Below are 11666 nucleotides of genomic sequence, written 5' to 3'. Positions count from 1 at the left end.
TCGGAGATAATGAGTGAGTCTCGCGCGTTCTGTCCCCGATGTGGGGACCCTGTTCCCGAGCGATCGGCCGACGACGAGTCGGGCGACGCCGCCGATCCGCTTCGTCCCGGCAGCGAGGTCGACCTCTGCGATTCGTGTTACTTCGAGGATTTCGACTTCGTGGACGCGCCGAATCGGATCGACGTCCGCGTCTGCGCCCGCTGTGGCGCCGTGTATCGGGGCAACCGCTGGATTGACGTTGGCGCACAGGATTACACGGACATTGCGATTGAGGAGGTGAGCGAGGCGCTCTCGGTCCACGTCGATGTCGAGGACGTCGCCTGGCAGGTCGAACCCGAACAGGTCGACCAGAACACGATCCGGATGCACTGTTTCTTCACGGGTGTCGTCCGCGGCACGCCAGTCGAAGAGCAGGTGACGGTCCCAGTCAAGATCGCCCGCCAGACCTGCCAGCGCTGTGGCCGCATCGCCGGCGACTACTACGCCAGCATCGTCCAGATCCGCGCGGAGGGACGCACGCCGACGAGCGAGGAGACCGATCGCGCCAAGGAAATCGCCCACAGCATCGTCGCCGACATGGAGGCGACGGGCGACCGCAACGCCTTCGTCACCGAGGTCGGCGAGACCGACGACGGACTGAACATCAAGGTCTCGACCAACAAGATCGGCAAGAAAATTTCAAACAAGATGGTCGAGGAGTTCGGCGGCACCGTCAACGACGCCGAAACTCTCGTCACCGAGGACTCCGACGGCAACGAAGTCTATCGCGTCACCTTCGCCGTCCGTCTCCCGCCGTACACCCCCGGCGACGTGATCGACCTCGCGGACGACGCCGACGACGACGGGCCGGTTCTGGTCCGCAGCGCTCGCGGCAACCTGAAGGGGATCCGCGTGACGACCGGCGAGCGCTACGAGGCGGGCTACGAGGAGGGGAACTCACCCGACGCGCGCAAACTCGGCGAGCACGAGGACGCCGAGGAGACCACCGTTGTCACCGTCGAGGACGAGAACGCCGTGCAGGTGCTCGACCCCGAGACCTACCAGGCGAAGACCGTCGCCCGGCCGGACTACTTCGATCCGGAGGCCGAGATGGTCCCCGTTCTAAAGAGTCGCGCGGGGCTGCACATTCTTCCCGACGAGTCCGCATCCGCGGAGGAGTAGCCCATGTCGGATGAACCGACAGATGAAGGCGGAGCTGAACACGCAGACAGCAGGGGAGAAACAGACACTGCAGAGCGCGTAACAGACATCCTCGAGCACGCAAGCGCAGACGGCCCGCTCGCAGTCATCGTCGACAAACCGCGCGCCGAAACTGCGATCGAATCGCTCCGAACCGAGGGCATCTACGACAACTCGCGACACGTACAGGAAGACAGTCCGGAACGAGTCGCACTACCCGTCACCGCACCGCCTGCAGACACCGATGTCCTCGACATCGTTCGCCAACTCGACCCCGAATACCGAACCCAGGATTTGGCGACCCTCCTCGCAGACCGCGGCTGGAGCGACGACGCACTCGAGTCCACCCCGAGCTCGTGGGCGGTCATCGGCTCAGTGATTCTGGTGACGCTGCCGGCTGACTTCCCCGCAGATCGAGAGCGCGACCTGGGCGAGGCGCTACTCGAGTTACACGGCGAAGCGGAGAGCGTGCTCGCGGACGAGGGAATTGCGAACGAGGGGGAAGCAGGCCGCGTGCGCGAGCCGCAGACGAGACTGCTCGCAGGTGAGCGCGATACGGAGACGATTCACACCGAACACGGGACGCGGTACGGGCTCGATCCGACGAAAGTGATGTTCTCGCCGGGGAATCAGGCCGAACGTGTCCGGATGGGCGACGTCTGCGAGCCGGACGAGCGTGTCTTCGACATGTTCGCGGGGATTGGCTACTTCACACTGCCGATGGCCCGCGCCGGTGCGCAGGTGACGGCGACGGAAATCAACCCGACCGCGTTTCGGTACCTACTCGAGAACGCGATGCTGAACGACGTGGGTGACCGGGTAGATGCCTACATGAGCGACTGTCGAGACCTGACGAGCGAGGTGGCGGCAGATCGGATCGTGATGGGGTACTACGGGAGCGGGAGCGGCAGCGGGAGCAGCAGCGGATCCAAAACGGACAGTGACAACGAGCGAGCAGTAGACACAGCACAGGCAGAGACCCGCGATGAAGCGGCCCACACCTTCCTCGCGGACGCCCTCGACGCACTCGTCCCTGGCGGCGTGCTCCACTACCACGAGGCGACCCCGGAATCACGGCTCTGGGAGCGGCCACTCGAGCGCATCGACGCTGCTGGAGCCGCTGCGGGGAGAGAGTACGAAATTCTCGAGAAGCGCCGCGTCAAGAGCCACAGCGCCGGCGTCGAACACGTCGTCGTCGACGTTGTGTTCGAGTAGCGGTCGGTTCGTGGCGATTGATGCATCGAACCAGCCCAGACCAGACCAAGAGAGACACCACGTCACAGTGTGGCCGTCGTCGGCCCTACTCGACCGCGATCGGTCGTGACATTCATACTTCCCGGGCGAATTGCATCATCTATGGACAAAAATCAGTTCATCGCGCTCGGCTTCGCGTTCCTCATGGTCACGTCGATGATCGCGTGGGGCGCACTCGCCGCGTTCTGAGGCAGCATCGCCCCGGCGTGTGTAACTCGATTTTGCGATGAGCGTTCGCTCGCCGGTCGGCAGTCGACCTCATTAGCCGTCCGTATCCCAGACATCTGCGAGCGGACTCGATGATGAGTCTTTCGACGACCCCGACTGTGAGCGCGAGCGAGAACCAGACCGAGACCGAGAGCGCGTGTACGCACTCCCCGAATCCGACCCAGTTGCAGACTGACCCGGTGACTCGGATTGTGACCCACTTGTACTCGAGTCCCTGCCCGAGCCACCACCACGACCAGAGCCGCGCCGGCCACCCGGTCCGGACGAGTCACACGCCGCCTGTGGATCGAACGCCGGCAACTCGGGCGTCGACATGCGGTCGACCTGCGCTGCGAACCAGTCGGGCATGTCCGTTCGCGCGCGCTCGAAAAGATCGAGGAGACTCGAGTCCGCGAGGTACGTCGCGCCGTGGTCGTCGGGGGCGCGGACGACGCGGCCGCAGGCCTGGATGATGGTTCGCAGCGCGGTCCGGTAGTACCACGCCCACTGGCCTTCCTCGAGTCGGTGGGCGACGCGCGAGTCGCCGGTGTTGAGGTAGGGGGCCTTACAGAGCACCTGCCAGCGACAGAGGTCGCCCTTGAGGTCGAGCGCTTCCTCCATCTTCACGGAGATAAACACGTCGGGGTCGTCGCTGGCTTTCCACTCCTCTAAGTCGGCGTCGCGGCCGTCGCGGTCGTGGACGCGAATACGCTCGCCGACGCCGAAATCGCGCAGGAGGTCGGCGAGTCGCTCCTGAATGTTGTAGGAGTGGGCGTGAATCAGCCCCTTCTCGTCGGGGTGGCGCTGCATGAGCCGGACGATGGTACGGGCGATGTCCGGCGTCGTCTCGTCACGGTGCTCGTAGGTCATTTTCCCCTGGGTGACGTCGTACAGCGGCCGGTTTTCGACGGGGAAGGTGTGGCTGACGTCGACGAGCGCGACGTCGTCAGGATTGAGCCCGACCTGCCGGCAGAAGGCCGCCTTGTTGAGGATGGTCGCCGAGAGGAGCGCGAACTTGTTGCCTCGGTCCCAGACGGTGTGGGCGAGGTACTTCTCGGGGTTCATCGGCTTGATGGTCAGGGGACCGCCGAGTTCCTCGTCGTCGGTCTCGTCGTCCGTACTGGCTGCGTTCCGCTCGGACTGGTCGACCAACCACGTCGTCGGACTCTGTGGGTCCCGAAAGTCCGAGACGAACCAGTCGAGTTCGCCGATCAGCTCCTGCAGCCGGTCGCGTTCGCGGACCTCGCGAGGCGAGAGCGTCTCCTGTGCGAGCAGGTCGTCCTTGCGACGGGTACAGGTCTGCTCGAGGTTCTCGGCGTAGCGGACGGCCCGTTCGATACTGTCGATTTGCGGCACACGGAGGTCGTCCCAGAACGGGACGGTTCGCGGCCCAAGCTGGATCGTCGCGTACATCTCCGCCCACTCGGCGAGACCGTGTGCCTCGTCGATGACGACGACGTCGCGTTTGCGAAAGACCTCGCTACCCGCAGTCTGCATGAAGTACGCGAGGGTCATCGCCGCAATCGAGCGATTCGAGGCGATTGCACGGTCCGAAAAGTACGGACAGCGATGCTGGACCGAGCAGTCATAGCCCCGTTCGCGGACGCAGGGTGCCTGGTTGACCGGCGTATTGCGCTCCTGGGGGAGGATACAGGTGTAGTTCGACTTGCCGCGGATGACGTTCAAATCGGCGAGCAGGTCGTCCGAGGCGACGTCGTCGAGCTGTGAGACCTGCGGGGTCGTGTAGTAGGCCCCGGCGGCCTCGCTCGGCTCCGCCTCGTCGATCGTTCGGGCACAGCCGGCGACGGACCGTGCGAGAAGGGACTTGCCGCTCCCGGTGGGTGCGCGCACGAGGACGACATCGTTGCCGGCCGCGAAGGCGTCACGAATGTCGCGGAGGGCCTGCTCCTGGTTCCCGCGGTAGCTGGGCGCGGGAAAGGCGTCGAAGATCCGCTCGGGGTTCACCGTCTGAGTCACGGACCGGCCGACTCCTAAAGGCTACGGAGCGTTGCTCGCGCTGAACTGTTCGGCCATAGTGAGCGATACTGGTCGGGATCGAAACTGACTGGCGGCAACCCAGAGCGAAGAAGCCGTTCAAAAACGGCCGGTAGGTGCCAGCTACCTGCAGGTAACCGACCGATTACAAATACGAACACCGCCCTTGGCTTTAGTCGCGGAAGGGTCGCTCAGCGGTAGAGCATCGCGGTGCCAGCTGACCCTGGCCCGCGACGGCAGCACATGCCTCGTGGCGTTCAAATCCCACCCCTTCCGTTTACGGGATCGGTCTGCATGACCTTTCCCGTTGCATTGCCACCCTCCCCCCATCACAGTGGCCTGTTCGTGGTCCGCTGCGTCGGCCAGACCGTTCGCGGACCACGACTCATGTCTTCTCTCCGTCCCGGCAGGTCTCGAGTACGATATAGCTAGACAGTCTTGGAGTCCGGCAGCTTGCAACGCAACAGCCTCGCAGACTCACGGACTCGCAGCCTCGCAGATCTACAGCCTCACAGCGACTCCCCAGAGCGCTCGCCAACTGGAGCGAGGCGGGACGTCTCCGGGTCGACCTGCTCGAGTCGCGCCACGTCCTCGGCGGTCGGCTCGTCGGGGATGGCCTCGAGACACGGGTAACACAGCAGGTGCTCCGTGCCGTCGGCGAGTTCGAGCGTGATCGCCGAACCGTCGCTGCCGTCGTTCTCGCCGAAGGTCCAGAGGTTGGCGATGCCACCGGCAACGCTGACCGCTCGACCGCAGCCGTCGCAGGCATCTGTTGCCATAGCTGACACTGGGTGCTGCGTGGTCAAAGTCGTTCCCCCGACCCCAGGTTCGGCTCCCGGAGTCGGCTTCCGTCGTCGGCCGACGAGTTATACCGCCCCCCGTGGTAGCGCCGGGTATGGAGGTGCACTGTGCTGGCTGTGCCGGCTGCTGTATGGACTGGACAGCGTTGCTCGATGACTACGAGGCGGACCGAACGCGCCAGCGCGGGCGATTCGCTGACGCCAGCGACAGCGACAGCGACAGCGCCGACAGCGCCGACAGCGCCGACAGCGAAAACGAGCGCCGCCTCCCGTTCGACGACGACGCCAACTTCGTTCCGCTCACCCGGGACGAGGTCCGAACCGTCCTCGATCGGGGAATGGCTGCTGCCATGACGCCGCGGTTCTGGCGCGCCCGCGACGAACACGAGGCCGTCGAAATCGACGGTCAACAGGTCGCCGCCATCGCGGGCCGACCGGCCTTCTTCATCGGCCTCCGAAAACCGCCGAAACCGGTCGCACCCTTCGGCCGCACAGAACCGAACTGGTTACCGACCTGTGTCTTTCTCGATCCGACGACGCTGCAGTGTCGCATCCACGGCGACGAGCACTTTCCCGCCGAGTGCGGTGCCTATCCAGCGCACAATCTCGAACTCGGGCAAGAAACCGAGTGCGAACGCGTCGAGGCGACCTTCGGGGACGACCGGCTACTCGACGACCAACTTTCGGACGGCGAACTCGACGACGGACCGCTACTCGGCTCGCACGCCATCGGTGAAAAGCTCTTCTGTCACCCGCGGCCAGACGACCTCGACGGCGTTATCGAGCGTCTCGAAGCCGGTTCCCTTCGGCCGAAAGATCGTGCCGAGTGCATCGCAGTCGCGAGCGCCTCGAGTCCGGGGACGCTCGCGATTTCGGAGCACCACTACGAGACGGGAAAAACACGGGCGATGGCGGCAATGCCATCAGCCGGCGGTGGAGACGGTGGAAACAGCGCTCCCGACGGTGCGTCCTGGGTCGGCCCCGCAATCACCGAGTGGCACAAGCGTCACGACGCAGCAGAGTGCGACAGCGGGTCAACGCCATCACCGGATCTCGCGGTCACAGTTGAGGAGGACCGCGGCGCACCCGAGACGCCCGGCTGGAAGGAAAGAGAAGACGAAGCGGAGACGCGGACAGAGTGAGAATGCGAGGCGGAAACCCAACGTGAGGAATGGTACTCGAGTACCCTGTACCGAACGGCTCACCGACGAGCGCGACGGCCGCCGGTCACGCCTGTACTGACGACGGGAGCGGACGGTCCCGCGGCGAGCGCTGTGGCTCACGACTTGTCCTGCTGGACCGTAGAAGGGAGGAAGTAGACACTAGTCCGACTTGATCTGCTCGAACTGGTCGAGGAGGTCCTCCGCGGAGTCACCCGAATCGTACTCTACGCGGCCGTGATATATTGTCCGCTCGTCATCGAAGTCGGCGTCGACTCGAGACGCTTGTTCTTCACGGCGTTCGTGTTCGTCTTCGTCATAGGCACCCATTGACATGGCAAGTATACACATAGTAGGAACGATTCGCATATCAATGTAACGGTCGTTCATATTCGAAGGCAGTCATGATGAGTGATACTGTGAGACAGGAGTCCGTGAGCGGTCAATCACGAAGTTGTAGCCGTTATCTTCGGAGACGGCCGCAGTAGCGCCCCAAATCTTCGAATAGTTCTGTCCGGTAGTATGAGACGCTGTCTCGCAAAACGTATGGCCGGCCGGGCCATAGGATGCCCGTGGCACGGCCGCTTCGCTTTCGCTATTCGCCCACATCCTGGAGCGAGCAGCGAGTTCGACAGAAGATACTCCAGCCGCTCAGATCGAATATCGGTGCTCGTGCAGTGACGCCGCAGTTCGACATCGGCGCAGGCTGGGAGACACACCGCTTCGAGATGCAAAACGGCGATATCGCCCTCTTTGCGCGCACTGACGACGAGGCCTACTGGATGGGGAACACGGAAACACCGTCCTCGCTCTGGCGCACAGACAAGTACGGCTGGCGCGAGATTCCGTATCACGTCGCGCGCTGGACCCAGCGTGAACTCCTCGCGACGCTGCACGAGGAGGACCCGTGGCTCGCCGACTATCCGCACCTCTCGTGGTACTTCCTGCCGGTATTCATGTCCAAAGACGGCCGCGAATCGACCCGCGCGTTCTTCCGCCAGCACGCCGCCGGCTTCCCCGATGCAGGCCGCCGGGAGACGACACGCTTCTTCGAGGACTTTCTCAAAACCGGCGCGCTCGACGAGTACCGACACGTCATGTCGGGCAAACTCGGCACCAGCGACCACGTCGACCGGGTGCGTATGAGCGCCGCACTCGGCGAGTTCATCGCCGCGAAAATCCTCACCGACGCGGGCTACGACGTGACGCCCGAAATCGAGGTGACGACGGGCCACTCACTCGACTTCCGCGCTGAAGACGCCGAGACGAACGTCCTCGTCGAGGTCACCCGACCGCAGCCGCCGACGAACCGGGCGGCAGACGGCCCCGTCGCAGCAGTACGCGATACTGCGGAGACGAAGACGAACGGCCAACTCGCCGAACACGGCGGCGGCGCAGTGCTCTTCGTCGACTGTACGAGTTTCCGTGACGACGCCTGGGCTGCGGTTCGCGGCGAACGACCCGACGTCCGACACCGTCCCGCTGTCGTTTACCGCGCACGCCCGAACGGCCGAGTCGAAGGCTACCGGAAAGGATCGGTGCCACTCGAGTTGGCCGGGGCGGTCGATTTTCTGGACTGATTACTGAGCGGCTGGAGTGCTGGGGTGCTGAACGGCTGAACGACTGAACGACTGAACGACTGCTCTGCGCGCGGTCGATGACTCTCCGTCGATCGAGTAGTTGCGCAACAGCCAAGAAGAGAATCGAACAGGCCGACCTCAGAAGGAAACCGCGTCCGGCGAGTACGGACTGCCGACCGGTGTTGGGTCGCGGTCGCTGTAGCCGACGCGGCCAACGGCCTTGTTGCTCACCGCGGAGTAGACGGCGAGTTGAGCGTCATCCGCCGATTCGAACGTTTCGGATTCGAGACGCGCGAGTACGTCGCCAACCGTCTCGGAGCCGTTTGGGAGTTCGAGGGTGCGGTCGCCACAGTCCTCGATCAGTTCCTCGGTCGTTGCGGGGTACTCGTGGTCGTCGATGACCTCGGCGGTGCCGGTTGGAAGCATTACACCCTATAGTGCGTGAACGATAATTATAAACATTGTCCATAATGGATTACTAGCCTCACCCAAGACCTAATATCGCTAGAATGGGTTCAACTGGCGTGCGGGTTAGCCGCGAAGCTGCCAGCGATGCCCATCATCGCCACTGAAAACGCCTTTACCGACGGAACTGCTCGGATGAGCCAGACCAATGCCTTACGCCGATCTGCACGTCCACACAACGCGATCGGACGGTAGTCTCGAACTCGAGGCCGTCCCCGACGCGGCCGCCCGAGCGGACCTCCGCGTCGTCGCGATCACCGACCACGACCGGCTTCAGCCGTTCGACGAACCCATGTGCGAGCGCGATGGTATCACTCTCGTCAACGGCATCGAACTCCGCGTCGAGATTCAGGGCGACGGCGACACGCCGAGTCAGCGCGTCGATCTGCTCGCATACGGGATCGAACCGACAGCGGAACTCGAGTCCCTGACGGCTGGGATTCAGGAGAACCGCATCAAGCGCGGACAGGCGATCGTCGACAACGTCGAGGATGAACTGGGGATCGACCTCGGCGTCACTGTGACGGACGGCTTTGGCCGCCCGCACGTCGCCCGCGCGATCGACGCTCATCCCGAAACTGAGTACGACTACGAGGATGCCTTCGATCGGCTCATCGGGAACGACGGCCCCTGTTTCGTTGCACGGGAGATTCCCTCGTTCGAGAAGGGGCGACGGATTCTCGGCGAGGCTGCACAGGTCGTGTCGCTCGCTCACCCGCTTCGGTATCCGAACCCGGAGCACGCGCTGTCGCACGCAGCGGATCTCGATGCGGTCGAACTCTCGTACCCCTACGGTCGAACGGTCGATCTCGAACCAGTAGAGCGAGCGATCGATCGCAACGACCTACTCGCGACTGGTGGCACCGACGCACACGAGGCGGAACTCGGCGTTGCAGGACTGTCGAAGGTTGAATTTGACCAGTTGGGACTGACCGCAGAAAGACAGACGGACTAGCCGGGAGCGGAGGGTTCAATGCCTCGTGGCTCCAACGGCTGTGTATGAACTGTCACTACTGTGACCGCGAGGCCGCCTTTGCCGCGGAGTCGGGCGGCCTCAAAGTCGGTCTCTGTGAGGAACACTTCCGGGAGCGCCTGCAAGAGCTCGCGGAAGCCGACGGGCTCGAAAACCTCAAAGAGAAAGTCGACGTCGATCGCGCAGAATAAGCTCGAGCGCAGTCGACGAATACGTATCGTCGGTCACGGATTATCGTTCAAATCTTTCGCGATCGGCACGCTTCACGGGAGACACTGCAGAGATTAGGCCGTTCGTCCGGCGTCGACGTCGATCGCGTCGACCGGACAGACGTCTACACAGAGCATGCAGTCGATACACTGGGCTTCGTGGGTGGGGTCTGCTTTCTCCTCACTCTCGGGGTGACCGGGGGTCTCGACCCATTCGAAGACGTCAACGGGACAGTCCTCGAGACAGGCACCGTCGGCGATACAGAGGTCGAAGTCGACGGCGACGTGGGTGCCGTGGATCCCGAGTTCTTCGGGTTCGTCGACGGGACCCCAGACGACGTGGCCCTTGTGCTCGTCGACCTGCTCGCGGTTTTCGTGGAACTGTGGATCTATGGCCATTGCTAACAGTTGAGACGATAGATGCGCACTTAAAAGTACGGACTTGTGTACGTCCGTGCAACCGCGGCTCTCCCGCTCATCGACGATGAGTCGATAGCCGATAGCCACGTAGCCACCAACTGAGAGTACCAAGGGATCCAGCGCGACACGGCACATCGCAATCAATACCCGAGCGAGAACAGCCAGTTGACCAGAATCGCACAGAACCCAAGTCCGAGAAGGCCAGCCAACACGAGGAATGCAACCCCCCAGCCAAAGAGGTCGGCAAACAGCCCGGTCGCGACCGAACCGAGCGCGCCGATGAAGCCGTACACCGTGCGGATGAGTCCGAATCCGGCACCGCGTTCCTCGTCAGAGAGGACATCCATAAACCGCGGGAGAAGCGCTGCTCCCCAGCCGAGACCGGTTCCGACCAGTACCACTCCGACGACGACGGCTTCGAATCCGGGACCAACGACGAAAATCACGAAGCCGACTCCCGCAAGGAGCAGACAGCCAGCCGTCGCGAAGTCACGCCCGACGCGGTCCGAGACGGCGCCGACACCAACCTGCGTGATTGCCTGCACGACGAAGTAGCTCGCGAAGACGACAGCTGCAAGTTCGGTCGACTGCTCTCGGTGTTCGGTGAGGAACGTGGGGAGGAAGGTTGAGGTTGCCTGCCAGACGAACGCCGCGGCGATGGCGAGACAGATTGGGAACGCAATCTTCGGCCGCGAGAGGAGGTCCGTGATCGCCCCGACGTCGACGCGTTCCTGCATGGACTGGTTCGGTCGCCGAGGCTCTGTTGGGTCGATAAACCGGGAGAATAGCACGTAGACCAGAATCGCGATGGGAACGGCGATTGCGACGGCCGCTCGCCAGCCGTAGGTGACACCGACCCAGCCAGCGATCGGCGGTGCGACGAGACCCGCAGCGGGGCCACCGCTGTTGTGAACCCCGATGGCAGCACCGATATCGTCGTAGGTCCGGGTCAGAAGCGTCGTCGCGACACTATAGTGGAGGCCGGCGACGGCACCCAGTGCAATCGTTCCGAAAACGAACACCGCGAAGAAGGGCGACAGTGCGAGAAAGAGACTCGTCACTGCCGTCCCGCCGACGGCGATCAGAATGATCGGTCGCTCGCCGTAGCGGTCTGCGAAGATCCCGCTCGGATACTGCGAGAGGAAGTAGGCCATCCACATCCCGGTCATCGCGACGCCAACGACCGAGTTGGTGACATCGAAGTCCTCAGTGATCATCGGCAAGACCGGACTGATCGCCAACCGGCCAACCATCGTCGCGAAGAACGCGAGTGTACACAGCGCGAGCACTGTCTCGCTGTATCGCCAGCGTCTCATTCGCCACCAACGAGCCATCTCCGTGTCGATCGCATCGAATTCCTCGCCATCGTCGTTCTGATCGTTCACCCGTTCGTCACCGATGCTGACAGATGAGGGTATTGGTCC

13 protein-coding genes and 1 tRNA gene are annotated in these 11666 nt (G+C 63.4%); 8 read left to right on the top strand and 6 right to left on the bottom strand.

Going from position 1 to position 11666, the window contains the following annotated elements:
• The first annotated feature begins 9 nt into the window (after positions 1-9).
• The 3 genes from NMAG_RS09705 to NMAG_RS22650 all read left to right on the top strand — a co-directional run bounded on the left by NMAG_RS09705 (position 10) and on the right by NMAG_RS22650 (position 2622).
• A complete protein-coding gene (locus NMAG_RS09705) occupies positions 10-1161 on the top strand; it encodes a 60S ribosomal export protein NMD3 (RefSeq protein WP_004267423.1) in 1152 nt (383 codons plus the stop codon).
• Positions 1162-1164: 3 nt separating this feature from the next.
• Positions 1165-2394: a class I SAM-dependent methyltransferase gene (locus NMAG_RS09700; protein ID WP_004267424.1), complete on the top strand. Its 1230-nt coding sequence runs from the start codon at positions 1165-1167 to the stop codon at positions 2392-2394.
• Between the two features lie 105 nt (positions 2395-2499).
• Positions 2500-2622: a hypothetical protein gene (locus NMAG_RS22650; protein WP_257719838.1), complete on the top strand. Its 123-nt coding sequence runs from the start codon at positions 2500-2502 to the stop codon at positions 2620-2622.
• Between the two features lie 72 nt (positions 2623-2694).
• Here NMAG_RS22650 and NMAG_RS09695 read toward each other — a convergent pair whose 3' ends face one another.
• Positions 2695-4605, bottom strand: coding sequence for a helicase C-terminal domain-containing protein (locus NMAG_RS09695; RefSeq protein WP_004267425.1), 1911 nt, complete (start codon positions 4603-4605; stop codon positions 2695-2697).
• 210 nt (positions 4606-4815) lie between these two features.
• Here NMAG_RS09695 and NMAG_RS09690 point away from each other — a divergent pair.
• A tRNA-Gly gene (locus NMAG_RS09690) sits at positions 4816-4911 on the top strand.
• Between the two features lie 233 nt (positions 4912-5144).
• Here NMAG_RS09690 and NMAG_RS09685 read toward each other — a convergent pair.
• Positions 5145-5414 (bottom strand): DUF7561 family protein, encoded by a 270-nt coding sequence (locus NMAG_RS09685; protein WP_004267426.1) that lies wholly within the window; start codon positions 5412-5414, stop codon positions 5145-5147.
• Positions 5415-5530: 116 nt separating this feature from the next.
• Between NMAG_RS09685 and NMAG_RS09680 the strand changes: the two genes are divergently transcribed.
• Positions 5531-6577 (top strand): YkgJ family cysteine cluster protein, encoded by a 1047-nt coding sequence (locus tag NMAG_RS09680; protein WP_004267427.1) that lies wholly within the window; start codon positions 5531-5533, stop codon positions 6575-6577.
• A gap of 180 nt (positions 6578-6757) precedes the next feature.
• On the opposite strand, the gene NMAG_RS22095 is transcribed toward NMAG_RS09680, so the two are convergent.
• Positions 6758-6931: a DUF5786 family protein gene (locus NMAG_RS22095; RefSeq protein WP_004267428.1), complete on the bottom strand. Its 174-nt coding sequence runs from the start codon at positions 6929-6931 to the stop codon at positions 6758-6760.
• Between the two features lie 236 nt (positions 6932-7167).
• On the opposite strand from NMAG_RS22095, the gene NMAG_RS09675 reads away from it, so the two are divergent.
• Complete coding sequence (locus NMAG_RS09675) at positions 7168-8175, top strand: DUF5784 family protein (RefSeq protein WP_049916303.1); 1008 nt, start codon at positions 7168-7170, stop codon at positions 8173-8175.
• Between the two features lie 138 nt (positions 8176-8313).
• On the opposite strand, the gene NMAG_RS09670 is transcribed toward NMAG_RS09675, so the two are convergent.
• Positions 8314-8601 carry a DUF5789 family protein gene (locus NMAG_RS09670; RefSeq protein ID WP_004267430.1) on the bottom strand — a complete coding sequence of 96 codons (288 nt, stop codon included), beginning with the start codon at positions 8599-8601 and terminating at the stop codon, positions 8314-8316.
• Between the two features lie 187 nt (positions 8602-8788).
• Between NMAG_RS09670 and NMAG_RS09665 the strand changes: the two genes are divergently transcribed.
• Both NMAG_RS09665 and NMAG_RS22090 read left to right on the top strand, forming a co-directional pair.
• Positions 8789-9595 carry a PHP domain-containing protein gene (locus tag NMAG_RS09665; protein ID WP_004267431.1) on the top strand — a complete coding sequence of 269 codons (807 nt, stop codon included), beginning with the start codon at positions 8789-8791 and terminating at the stop codon, positions 9593-9595.
• A gap of 44 nt (positions 9596-9639) precedes the next feature.
• The gene (locus tag NMAG_RS22090; protein WP_004267432.1) at positions 9640-9804 is read left to right on the top strand and encodes a DUF6757 family protein; all 165 of its coding nucleotides are present in this window, start codon (positions 9640-9642) and stop codon (positions 9802-9804) included.
• Between the two features lie 93 nt (positions 9805-9897).
• On the opposite strand, the gene NMAG_RS09660 is transcribed toward NMAG_RS22090, so the two are convergent.
• Together NMAG_RS09660 and NMAG_RS09655 are read right to left on the bottom strand one after the other, a co-directional pair.
• A complete protein-coding gene (locus NMAG_RS09660; protein ID WP_004267433.1) occupies positions 9898-10221 on the bottom strand; it encodes a 4Fe-4S dicluster domain-containing protein in 324 nt (107 codons plus the stop codon).
• 161 nt (positions 10222-10382) lie between these two features.
• Positions 10383-11627, bottom strand: coding sequence for an MFS transporter (locus NMAG_RS09655; protein WP_004267434.1), 1245 nt, complete (start codon positions 11625-11627; stop codon positions 10383-10385).
• Positions 11628-11666: the final 39 nt, after the last annotated feature.

This window comes from Natrialba magadii ATCC 43099 (assembly GCF_000025625.1).
GTDB classification, from domain to species: Archaea; Halobacteriota; Halobacteria; order Halobacteriales; family Natrialbaceae; genus Natrialba; species Natrialba magadii.
The sequence above is the reverse complement of the archived record's forward strand: the minus strand, read 5'-3'. Positions and strand labels throughout refer to the sequence as shown.